Source organism: Bradyrhizobium sp. BWA-3-5, from assembly GCF_032917985.1.
In the GTDB taxonomy this organism is placed as follows: Bacteria; Pseudomonadota; Alphaproteobacteria; order Rhizobiales; family Xanthobacteraceae; genus Bradyrhizobium.
Window position 1 is genome coordinate 3,655,252 of sequence record NZ_CP136626.1, and the last position, 15,523, is coordinate 3,670,774.

General features: G+C 60.9%; 14 protein-coding genes. 7 read left to right on the forward strand and 7 right to left on the reverse strand.

From position 1 onward, the window contains the following. The first annotated feature begins 230 nt into the window (after positions 1–230). Positions 231–3,578, forward strand: a complete 3,348-nt coding sequence (locus tag RX331_RS17665; protein ID WP_317257725.1) for an AAA family ATPase — start codon at positions 231–233, stop codon at positions 3,576–3,578. 13 nt (positions 3,579–3,591) lie between these two features. Here the strand turns inward: RX331_RS17665 and RX331_RS17670 are convergent, their stop codons facing one another. Beyond that, complete coding sequence (locus RX331_RS17670; protein WP_317258164.1) at positions 3,592–3,831, reverse strand: PilZ domain-containing protein; 240 nt, start codon at positions 3,829–3,831, stop codon at positions 3,592–3,594. 528 nt (positions 3,832–4,359) lie between these two features. On the opposite strand from RX331_RS17670, the gene RX331_RS17675 reads away from it, so the two are divergent. The 3 genes from RX331_RS17675 (at position 4,360) to mtnK (ending at position 6,789) form a co-directional block, all read left to right on the forward strand. Further along, positions 4,360–4,713 carry a hypothetical protein gene (locus RX331_RS17675; protein WP_317257726.1) on the forward strand — a complete coding sequence of 118 codons (354 nt, stop codon included), beginning with the start codon at positions 4,360–4,362 and terminating at the stop codon, positions 4,711–4,713. 29 nt (positions 4,714–4,742) lie between these two features. Then, on the forward strand, positions 4,743–5,348 hold the full coding sequence (locus RX331_RS17680; protein WP_317257727.1) for a class I SAM-dependent methyltransferase: 606 nt from the start codon (positions 4,743–4,745) through the stop codon (positions 5,346–5,348). Between the two features lie 133 nt (positions 5,349–5,481). Beyond that, positions 5,482–6,789, forward strand: a complete 1,308-nt coding sequence (gene mtnK / locus RX331_RS17685; RefSeq protein WP_317257728.1) for an S-methyl-5-thioribose kinase — start codon at positions 5,482–5,484, stop codon at positions 6,787–6,789. A 35-nt stretch (positions 6,790–6,824) separates the two neighbouring features. Here the strand turns inward: mtnK and RX331_RS17690 are convergent, their stop codons facing one another. Beyond that, complete coding sequence (locus RX331_RS17690) at positions 6,825–7,226, reverse strand: calcium-binding protein (protein ID WP_410708287.1); 402 nt, start codon at positions 7,224–7,226, stop codon at positions 6,825–6,827. A gap of 364 nt (positions 7,227–7,590) precedes the next feature. Between RX331_RS17690 and RX331_RS17695 the strand changes: the two genes are divergently transcribed. After that, on the forward strand, positions 7,591–8,070 hold the full coding sequence (locus RX331_RS17695; RefSeq protein WP_317257730.1) for a hypothetical protein: 480 nt from the start codon (positions 7,591–7,593) through the stop codon (positions 8,068–8,070). A 16-nt stretch (positions 8,071–8,086) separates the two neighbouring features. Here RX331_RS17695 and RX331_RS17700 read toward each other — a convergent pair whose 3' ends face one another. From RX331_RS17700 to RX331_RS17720, 5 genes are all read right to left on the reverse strand, one after another. Continuing rightward, complete coding sequence (locus RX331_RS17700) at positions 8,087–9,121, reverse strand: ABC transporter permease (protein WP_317257731.1); 1,035 nt, start codon at positions 9,119–9,121, stop codon at positions 8,087–8,089. Positions 9,122–9,131: 10 nt separating this feature from the next. Next, positions 9,132–10,634: a sugar ABC transporter ATP-binding protein gene (locus tag RX331_RS17705; protein WP_317257732.1), complete on the reverse strand. Its 1,503-nt coding sequence runs from the start codon at positions 10,632–10,634 to the stop codon at positions 9,132–9,134. A gap of 5 nt (positions 10,635–10,639) precedes the next feature. Then, positions 10,640–11,659, reverse strand: coding sequence for a sugar ABC transporter substrate-binding protein (locus RX331_RS17710; protein ID WP_317257733.1), 1,020 nt, complete (start codon positions 11,657–11,659; stop codon positions 10,640–10,642). 141 nt (positions 11,660–11,800) lie between these two features. Continuing rightward, a complete protein-coding gene (locus RX331_RS17715; RefSeq protein WP_317257734.1) occupies positions 11,801–12,202 on the reverse strand; it encodes a globin in 402 nt (133 codons plus the stop codon). Beyond that, positions 12,165–12,401: a hypothetical protein gene (locus RX331_RS17720; RefSeq protein WP_317257735.1), complete on the reverse strand. Its 237-nt coding sequence runs from the start codon at positions 12,399–12,401 to the stop codon at positions 12,165–12,167. Before RX331_RS17720 ends, RX331_RS17715 begins: the two co-directional genes overlap by 38 nt. A 262-nt stretch (positions 12,402–12,663) precedes the next feature. On the opposite strand from RX331_RS17720, the gene RX331_RS17725 reads away from it, so the two are divergent. Both RX331_RS17725 and RX331_RS17730 read left to right on the forward strand, forming a co-directional pair. After that, complete coding sequence (locus RX331_RS17725) at positions 12,664–13,035, forward strand: DUF2946 domain-containing protein (RefSeq protein ID WP_317257736.1); 372 nt, start codon at positions 12,664–12,666, stop codon at positions 13,033–13,035. Between the two features lie 94 nt (positions 13,036–13,129). Continuing rightward, positions 13,130–15,523, forward strand: coding sequence for a TonB-dependent receptor (locus tag RX331_RS17730; RefSeq protein WP_317257737.1), 2,394 nt, complete (start codon positions 13,130–13,132; stop codon positions 15,521–15,523).

Consider the following 15,523-nt stretch of genomic DNA (forward strand, 5'->3'; position numbering starts at 1 on the left):
AACGAAGGCTCCCGATCGGATCTGAAGTGATGGAGAAGAGTTAAGCGCGGTGTTCATCGTTATACGTTTCCGCAACGTCCAACAGTTTCAAACTCGTGACGAGTCCATTGTTGGTTGCTGATCGCGTTGTCCCAACGATACCTGCTTTGTCACGCATTCACTTTTTGTCCGTATGTGGTATCCTGTGTTGTATCAACTCTCCGGGGACCGAGAACTGAGCAGGGAGCGCCATGACAGGCGTCACCGAGTGGCTCGAGTCGATCGGCTTGTCGGAGTACGCCGAGCGCTTCGGCGAAAACGGCATTGAGTTCTCGGTTCTCTGCGACCTGACGGACCAGGACCTGAAAGAACTGGGCGTCGTTTTAGGTCATCGCCGTAAGATGCTGCGTGCGATTGCGGAGCTTGAAGACACGGCCAGGCCTCAACCAGCTAAAACAGCAGCCGAATCGAAACAAGCGGGTGAGGGCGAGCGGCGTCACCTCTCAGTGATGTTTTGTGAAATGGTTCACTCCACAGCCATCGCGGCGCGGTTGGACCCGGAGGACATGCGAGCGCTGATTGGCGCGTATCATGGCTGCATCGCAGAAGTCATCGGCCATTATAGCGGAACTATTGCCCGGTATATGAGCGAGAGTGCGCTGATCTATTTCGGCTTTCCACAAGCACATGAGGATGATGCTGAACGGGCAGTGCGCGCCGCGCTCGCGCTCATTGATGCGGTGGCTAGTATCCAGAACGTCGCTGAAACACTCCAGATACGCATCGGCATTGCGACCGGGACTGTGCTTCTTCCCGAGCTTCTGATTGAGAAGACATTGGCGGAGCGAGAGGTCGTCGGTGAAACCCCGAATCTCGCCGCGCGTCTGCAGGCAATGGCGGAGCCAGGAACGGTGTTGATCTGCGCGAGCACACGTCGGCTCACCCAAGCAACGTTTTGTTACCGCGATCTCGGGCTCGTCGCGTTGAAAGGCTGGACGCAGCCACTCCAAGTATATCAGGTGCAGGGCACGAGCGGTGTGGAGAGTCGCTTCGAGGCGACGCACACTGCCAAGCTGCCGCCTCTGTTCGGCCGTGAGGAGGAAATAGAGCTACTGTTACGCCGCTGGAGACAAGCTACTTTCGATGGGGGTCGGATGGTGACCCTTACAGGCGAGCCGGGCATCGGCAAGTCACACATCGCGTTGGCGCTTAATGAGCGGATCCAGGGTGAATCGCACATCACCTTGCGCTACTTTTGCTCAGAGCATCATACCCACAGCGCATTATTCCCGTTCATCAACCAGCTCGAACGCGCTGCCGAGTTCGAGCGCGGCGACTCACCTCAGGAGAGGCGATCCAAGCTCGACGCGCTACTGGCGCAATCCACACACAATCCCGAACACCTGGCCGTTCTGGCGAGCTTGTTGGCACTGCCGGTCGATGATCATTACCGACTGCGGGACGTCACTCCACAAAAACGCAAGGAGAAAACCTTCGCGGCATTGCTGGCCCAGCTCGATGGGTTAGCTGCGCAGCAGCCGGTTTTGCTTATTTTCGAAGATGTACACTGGATTGACCCAACCTCGCTTGAACTTCTTGCAATAGCTGTGGAGCAAGTGCCGCTGCTCCGGGCACTGATGCTGATCACGGCCAGACCCGAATTCACTCCCCCGTGGCCGAGTTATCCTCACACCACAACCGTGCCGCTCACCCGCCTCGGCCGACGCGACGGCGCGGCGTTGGTGCTGCGGGTGACCGGCGGTAAGACGCTCCCTAAGGAGGTCATGGAGCACATTCTCGCGCACACCGACGGGGTGCCTCTCTTCATCGAGGAACTGACGAAGATGGTGCTCGAAGGCGGGTTGCTGCAAGAGCGGTACGGCGAATATGTTCTTGACGGTCCTCTACCTTCATTCGCAATCCCAACCACCTTGCAGGCTTCGCTGATGGCTCGCCTTGATCGGCTGTCACCGGTGCGGGATGTGGCCCAGATTAGTGCCGTCGCAGGTCGCGAGTTCCACTACGAACTTGTAAGTGCCGTCGCCGGGCTGCCGAAGCAGAGATTGGACGAGGCGCTCGACCAATTGGTGCGCTCGGAACTGGTGTTCCGCCGGGGAGAAATTCCAAACGCGGTATACACCTTCAAGCACGCGTTGGTGCGGGATGCCGCGTATGCCGGGCTCCTAAAGAGCCGCCGCGTGCAACTGCACGCCGCTATCGCGAGGGGACTTGAGCAGAAATTCCCCGAAGTAGCGCAAGCTCAGCCCGAGATCGTTGCATATCACTACACTCAAGCGAGAAACTACGTAAAAGCCCTACACTACTGGTATGAAGCAGGTAAACAGTCTGCGGCTCGTTCGGCGCACAACGAGGCGATCGGTCATCTGAAGGAAGGGTTGAATCAGATTCCAAACATCGGTGAGCCGATGCTGCGCAACAAGTCGGAGTTGCTGCTCCAAATCTCTCTCGGCAACTCCCTCCGGGCGACCAAGGGCTGGAGCACTGACAGCGTGAAGCATGCGTACACGCGAGCGCTCCAACTGTCCAAAGAGAGTGGTCTTGACGAACATATCTTGCCTGCGGTGTTCGGTCTATGGACCTGGAATTTCGTTCGTGCTTCGCTTGGTGAAGCTCAATCCCTTGCCGAACATTTGCTGAAGAGCACCGAGAGCGCGGACAACTCAGTTTACAATGTTCTTGCCCGCGAAGCCTTGGGGTTTACCTTGTTTGCACAAGGGAAATTTTCCGCTGCCCACGCGGAGCTGGAACGTAGCATCAGCCTCTGCGAGGATAGCAAGGCCGCGGCATATCTTGAACTCTCGGCACAAGATCCGCGAGTTCATGTAAGGTCATACGACAGCATGGCAGTTTGGATGCTGGGCTATCCAGATCGGGCGTTGCGTCTTTGCGCGGAGGCGCGCCGATACGCAGATGCATCTCAACATCCGTTCAGTGAGGCAATTGCAAGAACGATAGGGCTCCGCGTGCATCAGCTTCGCGGCGATGCTGCAGTTGTTGCAGGTGAGGCCAACGCTGCCGTCGCATTCTGCGAAGAGCATGAATTTGTGCACTATCTAGCCATGGCGTTGATTTTCCGCGGCTGGGCAACTGCCGACCAAGGCGAGCTTGAGAAAGGTATCGCCGAGATTAAAGAAGGTCTGGAAAAGGCACGGGCCACCGGCGCCTTGGTATTGGAGTCGTACTCCTTGGGATTGTTGGCAGATGCGTACATCAAGAACAAACGTTACCGGCAGGCGTACGACTCTCTGAAACAGGCGGAATTGAGGCTCAGTGGAGAGAACTCCACGCGCTTTTATGCGGCGGAAATATATCGCTTGCTTGGTGAAACGTGTCTCCGATCGAATCAAAATCTGGATCAGGCCGAGCAATATTTTTGCAAAGGCCTGGAAGTCGCGCGCGAGCAGAAAGCCAGATCCTTTGAACTCAGAGTTAGTCTGAGCATGTGCGATTTGTACGAGCTGAGACCAGATGCCGGCAGGTGTTGCTCACTGCTTAGGGATGTTTATGGATCGTTTGACGAGGGATTTGAAACCCCGGATCTCGTGCGGGCCAGGGCAAAACTGGAAAGCTCCTGGTGATTTTCGCGCCTTGTTAGTCGAAGGCGACGCCAATTCGCTTGTCGTTTCGCCAGGCAACCCGGCAGTGGCGCGGCGTGTGGCTGCCCGAGATCACCAGCCAGAAATTATCGGGAATGCCGATTTGGCTGGCGACTTCGAGCTGGGCGCCCGTATCCGATATATTTCGGATGGTGCAGTCAACGACGCCGCCATTGAACTCGATCGATCCGGCCTTCAAGACCCGGTGCCGGGGCGCCACACGGTGATTGTCCATGACCTGAAGCGGTTCAGGCGCCTTGGGCTTTGCTTCCTTCGCGGTTTGTTCCTCCAGCAGTCCTTCGGCGTGATGCGTTGCGGCTTGAATGATTTGATCGGTCAGCGTCGGCCTGATCCTGGCCCAAGCGAGCCGGAAGCGGACCTGGCAGTCCTTGAAATTGATGGCAGGCCCCCGGTCATTGGGAGTAGGCGGCAGGCCATAGACCGTGCAAGCCCACCACCAATGTGGGCCATCGGCCTGCTTCATGATCCGTCCGACTGGAAAGCCGCGCCAAATCACCTCAAAGTCGTCGTCCTGGCGGGCGCCGCCAATGACGGTTGGCCGCAGCGCAATGGTTTCCAGATCGTCAGTCGTCATCGGATGTCCCCGATCCGATTGTTAGAGGCTAGCCAATACCGTTACTCACATCCGGGTCAGCGGGACAATAGCCCGCTGGCGGTTTCATCTGGTAATATGCGACTTCTGACAAATCCGGTGGGATCGGTTAATTTATTCCTTTGGTCTGTTCCGGCTTTGGGGAAATGAATGAATTTTCAGCGTATTTTAATCTTGCTGATGGTTTTGCTCGCCGCCGGGCTTGCCGGGTCGTTCTACATGAATTGGAAAACCCTTGGGCAGCTTCGGACGGTCAAGGCGTTCGTCGAGAACGCGGTGTTTGCCGACGCCGTTGCCGCCTGCGAGAGGGCGCAGAGCACGACGCCGTTCAAATGGGCCGACGGCAAGCGGACCGCCGTGATCGGCCTCACGTCGGTCAAGCTCGACAAGGACACGATCATCCCGAGCTACACGCTGGTCGCCGACAGCGTGTTTTGCGACTACGACCCGATCAAGAAAAAGGCCGATATCGGCTCGAACTTCCTGGAACGGGAAACCTTCTAGGCGCGGGCGCAAAGCGTGAGTTCCCAAAGGTGTCGGACGAGGCCGCTGGGATCATCGACCTCTACCAGCGCAAGGCGGCGGACTGGATCGAGAGTCGCGCGCGCACCAGGCTGATCGAAAAAGCCTGGCTCGACCGGCTTCAAGTGCTGCTTCCGTCGTCCGGCGCAATCCTCGATCTCGGCTGCGGTTCCGGCGTGCCGATGGCGGCCTATCTCATCGGCCTCGGCCATCCCATGACTGGCGTCGATTCTTCGCCGGACATGATCGACGCCTGCCGGAAGCGTTTCCCGGAGCAGGAATGGATCGTCGGCGACATGCGCCGCCTTTCCCTGCAGCAGACTTTTTCCGCCATCCTGGCATGGGACAGTTTCTTCCACCTCGGTTACGACGATCAGCGCCTGATGTTTCCGGTGTTTCGCGCGCATGCCGCGCCGAATGCGGCCTTGATGTTCACCAGCGGTCACGTGCATGGCGAAGCGATCGGAGAATTCGGCGGCGAGCCGCTGTACCATGCGAGCCTCGATGCCGCCGAATATCGTTCACTGCTCGATAGTAACGGATTTCGCGTGGTGTCGCATGTCGTGGAGGACCCCGGCTGCGGAGGCCATACCATCTGGCTGGCGCAGCGCGTTTGAGACGCTGCGACAAGGGCGGACGGTAAACATGCTGGCCGCCGCCCGCGCCTTCCGGCTATGATCCGCCGAAGAAAAGGCCGGCCGAAATTTCCGAAACGGGGGCGAACTCCCACGCCGGCACGGGGAGACCGGCATGAGTTCTCAGCGTCGATCATCGGCCGATTCGCGGCAGGGCGAATATCGCATCCTGCATGAAGCCGATCTGCGGAATTATCTCGCAGGGCTTGGCGAGATCGCGGCCCGGCTGGGCGGGGTCCCGGATTCATGGTCGATCGGCGAGGTCGGCGACGGCAACCTCAACCTGGTCTTTATCGTCAAGGGTGCGTCGGGCGGTATCGCCGTCAAGCAGGCGCTACCTTATGTGCGGCTCGTCGGTGAGAGCTGGCCGCTGCCGCTGTCGCGCTCGCATTACGAATATCTGGCGCTGACGCATCAGGCGCGGCTGGCGCCCGCGCTGGTGCCCGATGTGCTGCACCACAACGAGGCACTCGCACTCGTCGTCATGGAACTGCTCGAGCCGCACATCATCATGCGCAAGGGGCTGGTGGCCGGCACGAGCTATCCGCGCTTTGTCGAAGACATCACGACCTTTCTGGCGCGGACGCTGTTCCTGTCGTCCGATCTCGCGGTACCGGCCGCCGAGAAGAAGGAGGGGATTGCCGCCTTCGGCGGCAACCACGCACTCTGCAAGATCACCGAGGATCTGATCTTCACCGATCCGTATCGCGTCGCCGAGCAGAACCGCTGGACACAGCCCTGGCTCGATGCCGTCGCGAGCGCGTTCCGCGAAGACCTCGACCTCCACGTCGCGATCTCGCGCCTGAAGCTGAAATTCCTCAGCAGCCCGGAAGCGCTGATCCATGGCGACCTCCACACCGGCTCGATCATGGTGACGGAAGGCGAAACCAAGGTCATCGATCCCGAATTCGCGTTCTATGGCCCGATGGGTTTCGATATCGGCGCGGTGATCGCCAACCTCCTGATGGCGTATCTCGCCTCGTCAGGCCATGAGCGCTCGCCCGGCGACCGCCGCGCCTTCGAGGCCTGGGTGCTGGCGACGGTCGAGGGCGTCTGGACGGAGTTTTCCCGCAAGTTCCTCGCGCTGTGGCGCAGCGAGGCAAACGGGGACGCGTATCCGGCGACGCTGTTCCAGGGCGAGGCGGGTGCGGCGCGGCTGGAAGCCGAACGGCAGCGCTACATAGAACACCTGTTCCAGGATACGGTCGGCTTCTCCGCCGCAAAAATCATCCGCCGCATTCTCGGACTGGCGCACAACATCGACTTCGAACTGATTGAGGATGCTAAGCGGCGTGCCGTCTGTGAGGCGCGCAGCCTGCGGTTGGCCCGGGCCATGATGGTCGATGCGGCCTCGTTCCGCAGCATCGCAGCCGTCACAAAAGCGGCGCGCGAGGTGCGCGATTGGCAGCCGGATTTTGGTTGATGACACCCGGCGGGGATGCCTGTTCCGAGCTGACGCTATTTCATGAGCCGCAGCAGAGCCCGCCCGGCAGGCGTTGCCAATTCCTTTGCGTCCAACGTTCCATCCTTGTCCGGATTGGCCGCATTGAAGCGTTGCTCGACGACCGCCAGATATTCGTCCAGCGTCAGCGTGCCATCGCGGTCAGGATCGGCCGCAGCCAGCTCCTTGGCGGTTAGCCTGCCGCGCAATTCACGCGCATCGAGCGTGCCATCCCGATCCGGGTCCAGTTTGGCAAACATGGCGGACGCCGCCTTCTTCACCTCCATCAAATCGAGGGTGCCATCATTGTCTGTATCGAACATCTTGACTGGATCGACCCGCTTCGGCGCCGCCGAGGCGGGGCTGGAGAATGCAACAGCCGCAGCCAGCAATAGACCGATGAAGAGGTGCGAATTCATACGTGACCTCCCGGGTGAAGCCATTTGAAGGTACTCGCTAACAAGGGGTCGTCCGTCCAGGTCCCGACGGCGCACCATCACTGTCTCATGCTACCGCCAGTACGACAACCGTGTGCTGCATTAGGAAACGACGCTTCCAACGCGGGCACCGACCTAGCCTGCGCGACGATCGTAGGTACTATCAGGCAGTTCCGCCCGGCAATCGGTTCCCGAATTAACCGCCAGGCCGGACATCAAGGTTAACTAGCAATCTTACCACGGTGTTTCGGTTTGCCTGCTTGCGCTGGCAGGCTAACCCTCAAAGCTGCATTTTTTCGAGAGAGCTTTGCTCTCTGCTCACTGTTTTGGTTAAGGGAGCATTCCCATGGTACGTGCAGTAAAACCGCCGATTTTGGACGCGCTCGATCTTGAGCGCGAGATCGAAAAGGAGTTTCGCAAGTTGGACCAGCACGACTCTCTGCCGACCGAGTTCGCGCCGCCTTCCGTACGCGCGCCGGATCTCGGAATGCCTGACTACGTCGAGCACAGCGACGGCGCCACGGAGATCGGCAAGCTGTCGGCCGAAGCTGTCGTCCGCGAATATGAAGCTGCTGCGAAAGACATCGAGGCGCTGGGCGAAGAGCTGACCGAGCGGGCCAAGCAATGCGAGGCCATGATGCGCGACGCGCTCGTGGTGACCGACGAACTGAAGGAAACCGCGAAGCGCTATCGCGCCGAGGCCAAGCGCGTCTTCGATCAGATCGAGAGCTGTTCGTTGCTGACGGCGGAAGTCCGCAAGATTTGCGAAGACATGAAAGACAGGCTCGCAGCTCCGACCAAGGTCCAGGACAAAACGGACGCGTAAGACCGGCCACCCGGTCTCACTCGACTGCCCGCTCTCGCAATCGCTGCGCATAGACATTGATTATCAGCGCAGCCAGCAGGATCAGGCCGCGGATCAATATTTTCAGGAAGCTGTCGATGTTGACGTGGTCGAGCCCGTTGTTGAGAACGCCGAGCACGAACAGGCCGACAATGGTATTGCCGATGCCGCCGCGGCCGCCAAACAGGCTGGTGCCGCCGACCACGACGGCGGCAATGGAGTCGAGCAGGTAAGTGTCGAACTCGTTCTGCTGCGCGCTGCCGAAATGCGCGACGCCGAGCATGCCACCGATGCCGGCACAGACGGCCGAAATCACCATCACGCTGCCGAGGATGAGCTTGACGTTGAGGCCGGAATATTCGGCGGCCTCGCGGTTGCCGCCGACCATGTAGACGTAGCGGCCGAAGCGGGTGTAGGTCAGCACCAGATGGCCGCCGAGCAGCATCAACGCGGCTACGATCACGATCCAGGGTATCCCCCCGATCGATGTCGACCCGAGCGTCGAGACCAGCGGCGGCACCTTGTAGGCGATCTGGCCGCGCACCAGGAGCGCCGAGATGCCGGCTGCGATCTGCATCATCGCCAGCGTCATGATGAAGGACGGGATGCCGATCACCGTCAACCCGAACGCGTTGACGAGGCCGAGCAGGGCGCAGAGCGCCAGCGCGAGGATGATCGCGGCCCATCCGGGCATCGGGACATTGGCGATGTTGACGTAGGACTCCTGCAGCGTGAAATAGGCCACCGCAATGCCGGTGACATTGGCGATCGCCGCGATCGAGAGGTCGATCTCGGCGCACAGGATCACGAAGGTGAGCCCGACGGCGATGATGCCGGTGACTGAGATTTGCGTCAGGATATTGCCGAGGTTGTCGAGCGTCGCGAAGGACGGGCTGGCCACTGCAAAGAAGCCGAACAGGCAGATCAGCGTCAGGAAGGGGGCGATGTTGCGCATTTGGGCGCGCAGCAAGCCGGTGAGCCGGTGCGGGCTTTTGCGATCGGCAGCAGGGACTGTCACGCTTTCACCGGTCATTTCGGTCTCCTCACGCCGCTTCGAGCAGGCGGTCCTTGCTGATCCGTTCATTGGCAAATTCCCGCACCACCGCGCCGCGTTTGAGCACGACGACGCGGTCGGCGAGCGACAACACCGTCTCCGGCTCGGTGGACAGCACGATGATGGCGAGCCCCTTGTCGCGCAGGTCCCTGACAATGTGGATGACGTCGTTCTTGGCGCCGACATCCATGCCGCGGGTCGGCTCGCACAGCACGAGCAGCCGCGGCGGGTAGCTCAGCCATTTCGCCAGCGCCACCTTCTGCTGGTTGCCGCCGGAGAGCATGCCGAGGTCGAGCTCGACCGCCGCCGGGCGGATGCGCAATTGATCAACCTGGCGTGTCGCAATCTCGCGTTCACGCGAGGGTTTGAGCAGCAGCGATGAGATGCGGTCGAGGACGCTGATCGAGATGTTCTTGTAGACCGGCTCCTGGTGGAACAGCATGTCGCGGCGGCTCTCCGGCACGAAAGCGATTCCGGCGCGCCGCGCGTCGGCCGTGCTGCGGAAGGCCTTTTGGTGGCCGGCGACGACCAGCGAGCCTTGGTCCGGCTTGAGCTTGCCGAACAGAATCCGCGCCAGCTCGAGCTGGCCGCAGCCCATGAAGCCATAGATGCCGAGCACCTCGCCGGCGCGGACGTCGAAGGAAACATCGCGCAGGCTGCGGGCGAGCGACAGCCCGCTGGCATTGAGCACCACCGGCCGTTTGATGGCCGGCGGCAACATGATGTCGTGCGTATAGGTCTCCTCCAGCGCCTCGCGGCCCTTGCCGATCATCGCCTCGATCAGCGCGGATTTGCTGGTCTCGGCCGCCTTCGTCTCCGCGACCTTCCGGCCGTTGCGGAACACGGTGACGACGTCGGAGACGCGCAGGATGTCCTCGATGAAATGCGAGATGAAGACGATGCTGGTGCCTTCGTTGCGCAGCCGCCTTAGCGTCGCGAACAGGCGCTCGACTTCGGGCGGCGACAGCGCCGAGGTCGGCTCGTCCAGGATGATGATGCGGGCGCCGGAAAACAGCACGCGGGCGATCTCGATCAGTTGCTGCAGGCCGATCGGAAGGTCGCCGAGCCGCGACATCGGATCGACGTCGATGCCGAACCGCTTGAGCTGCTCGCCGGCCTCGCGGGCCATGCGTCGCCACTGCACGAGGCCGAGGCGGTTGGTCGGCTGGTTGCCGAGAAACACATTCTCGGCCACCGACAGATCGGGCGCGACGCTGAGTTCCTGATGCACCATGGCGATGCCCGCCGCATGGGCATCACGCACCGAGCGGAAGCGGGTTTCTTTTCCATCCAGCACGAATCGGCCCGAGAAATCCGCGTGCACGCCGGCGATGATCTTCATCAGGGTGCTTTTGCCGGCGCCATTCTCGCCGACGAGACCATGGATCTCGCCGGGAGACAGCGCGAAGTCGACACCACGAAGCGCCTCGACGCCGCCGAAAGCCTTCGTGATGTCGCTCAGTTCAAGGATGGGCTGATGTCCCGAGGGCATGGGGGTCAGATCAGGAAGTGGTCCTCCATCCATTGCATGCCGGCCGCGTTGGCCTTGGTGACGACGGGGCCATCCGTGATGACATGCTTCGGAATACCCTGGCCGCTCTTCTCGCCCGCGGTCACCGCGGCGACGCCGGCGACGATGGCGCCGCCATGGATTCGGCACGAGGGATTGCGGACGGTCGCAAACATGCGGCCTTCGCTGACCGCCTGTATCGCCGGCGGCATGGCGTCGACGCCGCCGATCAGGATGTTGGTGCGGTTGCGCGCCTTCATGATGTTGGCGGCGGCGAGCGCCATGTCGTCATTGTGGAAGAACGCCGCGTCGATCTGCGGATATTTTGTGAGATAGGTCTCCCACAGCCGGGCTGCCTTGGAGACGTCCCAGTCCGCCGGCTGGGTGTCGAGCACCTCGATGTTCGGGAACTGCTTGACCACGGACTCAAAGCCCTTGGCGCGGCCCTGGGCGCCGGTGTGGCCGAGCGCGCCCTGCGTCATGATGATCTTGCCCTTGCCGCCGATCGCGTTGCAGAGCGCCTGAGTCACGGACGCGCCCATGAACTCGTTGTCGGGAGCGAGGAAGGAGTGAACCTTGATCTGGTCGAGCGGGGCGATCAGCGTATCCATGTCGATCACGGGAATGCCGGCATCGATCATTTTGTTCACCGGCTGCGTCAGCGTGCCGATGCCGAACGCCTGGATCGCGACGAAATCCCATTTCTGCGAGGCCATGTTGTCGATCGCGGCGCGCTGCTTGACGGCGTCGAGCTGGCCGTCGAACCAGGTGACCTCGACGTTGAACAGCTTGCCCCACCATTCCGCCGCCTGCTTGCCTTGCGCGCACCAGGTGGCCTGCAGGCCGGCGTTGGAAAATGCAGCCTTTAGCGGTTTCTCTGAACGCGCCGCCGCCGCCAGCGCCGGATTTATGCCCAGCCCCCCAAGCAGCGCGGTCGCAGCGCCAGCCACGCCCGCCGCCTGAAGAAGGTCACGCCTGGTCGTAACGGATTTGTCAGTTCCGGACATCGTTTGCTCCCTCGCTTATCATTGTTATCGCCGTCGGCGTCGATTGCACGCGCCGCGGATCGCGGCAGTCTTTCACACTCGGCGCAATTGCGCCACGGGGTGACTTGATCGTCGGTATCAATGAGATCGGTGCGCGCCGCTTCACTGCGCTGCAACGAGACTTTCGATGTCGCCGAGCAATTTTCGCCATGCCGCATCGATCTCGTCGGACCAATCGGCGCCGATGACATCGCGCAGCGTCTGCGCGATGATCGCGAAGAACGCGACGAACAATTCGCGCGGCGTGCCGTAGGAATCGTGCGACGACACTTCCGAAGTGATCAGGCGGAAATGGCCGGTGCGCTCGCCGGCAAAGTCGAGGATGGCGTCGATCGTCATTGCCAGCATCGAGCCCATGACGAGCTCGCCGCCATCGGTGCGGAACATCGTTCGCGCTTCTGGATGCGTGTCGAATAATTGGCGATAGACCAGCGGCGTCAGATCTTCGCAGCGTATCGCGGCGAGTTCAAAACTGCGCTCGATCGGGTTTGACGATGCCGTCATTGTCGTTTGCGATCGTCTCAAAAAAAGAGCAGGGCTCGGAGCCCTGCTCAAAAATTGTGTCGACCCTTAATTTCCTCGAAAATTTAGATTTGATCTTGATTGTCGAGGCGACGCTGCTTGTGCGCGTCAGGGCTCCTCCCGAGACTTGGACCACCAAGCTTTGCCTCTCGGCCAGCCTGAGCTTGAATTGGTAGACCATCTTTTTCTTCTTGTCACCATTTTCGGCAACGTTTGTTCAAAATTCCAGCACTCTGCGAAATGATTGGGAATTTGCAACGATCGGTTGTGGGTTTAGCTGCACTACGCCCGAGGCTTGGTATCATGGTAGGGCGCCCCCCAATTGCTGCAAAAGGCATCGCTTTTCGCCTCCTTCTTTCCTTGAGGCTGCAACATAGTTCCGGGAACCTCATCTCGACTTCGGACTCCAATGGGGATTAAGGTCTGAAGCGGATGGAATCGTGATGCGTGCCCGGCTGAAGCATTTTCTGCCAATTGTCCTGATTGCCCTGGTGGTGCAGATTTTTGCACCCATCGGCGCATGCTGGGCGGCAAGCATCGCCGCTTCCGATCCGCTCGCCGGCGCCGTGATCTGTCACGGCAATGGCGCCCAAGGCGCTGGGCAGACCGACCAGCTCAATCACCGCGCCCATGACGGATGCTGTTCGGTTTGCAGCGTGCTGCAAACCGGTGCGCCGGTCGATGTACCGCACCTCGCGGTGATCGACGTCGATCGGGTTGCCGAGCAGATGGCCTGGTTCGATTTTGCCTTCCGGCTAACGAACGCCCGCGCCGGATCGCACGCGCAGGCGCGCGCACCTCCTTCCATTTCCTGACTTCACTTGACCCTCGTCAACGGCGCGGCCCGCGGCTGTGCCAGTTCGTTCAGTTGAATCAAGCCGGCCACAGAGCTGGCGTCAGGAATGTCTTATGTACCCCCATCGTGCCTTGGGAAGTGCGAGCCTGCTCGTGCTCGGCAGTGCGCTATCCCTCATGCCATCGAACGCGCTTGCACAGACGGCACTGCCGGCGGTGACCGTCGACGCGCCGCGCGCCGCGGCCGCCAGACCTGCGGCCCGCAAGCCCGCCGTGCGAGCCGCTGCCCGAATGCAGGTGAGGCCGCCCTCGGTCAACCCCACGCCCGCGGCGTCGCTGACCGCGGGCATTACGCCGAGCGTGGCGCGCGCGCTGCTGTTCCAGGCGCCCAACGGTCAGACCGGGACGACCATCGACCGCAGCCAGTTCGACAACCGCCCGGCATTCTCCGTGGCCGACGTGCTGCGCGAGAGCCCGGGTATCTCGCTGAAGCAGGGCAACGGCCCGCGCGACATCGGCATCTCGATCCGCGGCTCCAACGCCCGCAACGGCTTTGGCATCCGCAACCTCGTGATCTTCGACGACGGATTTCCGGTCACCCAGCCTGACGGGCTGTCCCGCAGCGATCTGATTGATCCCAAGGCCTATGGCGCGATCGACGTCATCCGCGGCCCGTCGTCGGCGCTGTTCGGCAATTATGCCACCGGCGGCGCGCTCAATTTCCGCACCCGTCCGGGCCGCAGCATCGACGGGGTCGAATACGGCGTCGAGGGCGGCAAATTCGGCTACCTCAACAACTACCTTGCCGCCGGCAAGCAAGTCGGCAATTTCGAATATTCGCTGTTCGCCAGCGACGCGCGCAGCGATGGCTTTATCGGCAATAGCTGGTTCAACACCCAGACCGTGAATTTCCTCGGCACGCTGCATGCGACGCCCGATGACCGCTTCACCGTCAAATTCATCAACAACAATCTCGATACGAGGCTGCCGATCCGGCTGTCGCTTAACCAGTATTATCAGAACCCGTTCCAGCAGGGTTGTGACATGGCCGGTGTCGCCGGCTGCGGAACGGTTTCACTCTTCAACAACGGCTTCAACGGGACCAGGACGCCGCTCACCGCTATGCAGGCCGGGCTCGGCCGCGAGGACCGACGCACCATCGTCGGCGGCCGCTGGGAGCACGACTTCGACAATACGACCACCTGGCGCAACCAGTTCGTGTTCGACGACCGCAACATCAACCAGCCCACGGGCACCACGAGCTCAATCGGCGATTTTCCGTCCTACAACTACATGAGCGACGTGACCAAGCGGGGCGAACTCTTCGGCTTGGAATCGACGACGTATTTCGGCGCCTTCTACAACACGCTGACGGCGTCGAGCGACACGCGCAACGTCATGCCGGGAGGCAATGCGAAGCTCGGCCTTCTGCAGAGCAACACCTGGAGCTCCACCAGCAACTACGGTGTTCGCGCGCGTGAAGAACTCAAGCTCGCGCCGAATCTGACGGCGGTCGCCGGCATCGGTTGGGAAACGACCATCTTGAAGGGGATCAATACCTCCTATAGCTACCCCACAATTGACGTCCCCACCGCGATACCGAAACTGGTGTCTGCCGACAGGCAGTTCCAGAACACTGCGCCGGAGCTGGCCTTGCTCTACAAGCTCAATCCGGAGTGGCTGTTGCGCGCGCGCGTCGCCACCGGCTATGGCACGCCGCAGGTCGGCAACCTCTTTGTCGATGCGCAGGGGAATAGCGGCAACAACACGCAACTGAAGGCGCAAAAGAACCTTGGCTACGATCTCGGCTTCGACTGGACGCCGAACAGTGCGCTGAAGTTCAGCGTGACCGGCTTCTACGAGTTCTTCAGGGACGAACTCGTAACCCAGGCAACGCCTGCCGGCGCACCCAATGCAAGCTTCACCTTCAACGCTCCCAAGTCGGAACATCGCGGGGTCGAACTGGCTGCTGACTGGAAGTTCTATCCCGGCTGGCGGTTCACGGCCGCGTATACCTATCTCGATCAATACTACACCGATTATACGGAAACGCTGCGTGTTGCCGGCGCAGGTGGGGCGGCCTTCAACTTCAATCGCGTAGGCAACAAGATTCCCGGCATCTCGCCGCATGAGCTGACGGCGCGGCTCGGCTATGACCAGATGTGGGGTCCCTTGTCAGGCCTTGGCGCGTTTGTCGAAGTGCAGTGGAAAGACTCGTTCTACATGGACAACGCCAATCTGCTGAAGGCGCCCGGCTACGAACTGGTCAATTTCAACGTTCACTACAAGACGGACCTGCAGTCCGACTACCTCAAGTCGATGAGTGTCTTTTTCGAAGTCAGAAACGTGTTCGACCGGACGTATGTGGCTTCGGCGAACAACATCGCGAACACGGTGCAAGCGACCGGCATCCAGGACGGAGCGGGCTCATTGGCGGGTACGACCGGCTCGATCTACGCCGGCTCGCCGCGCGCCTTCATCGCCGGAATGAAGCTGGCGTTCAAATGA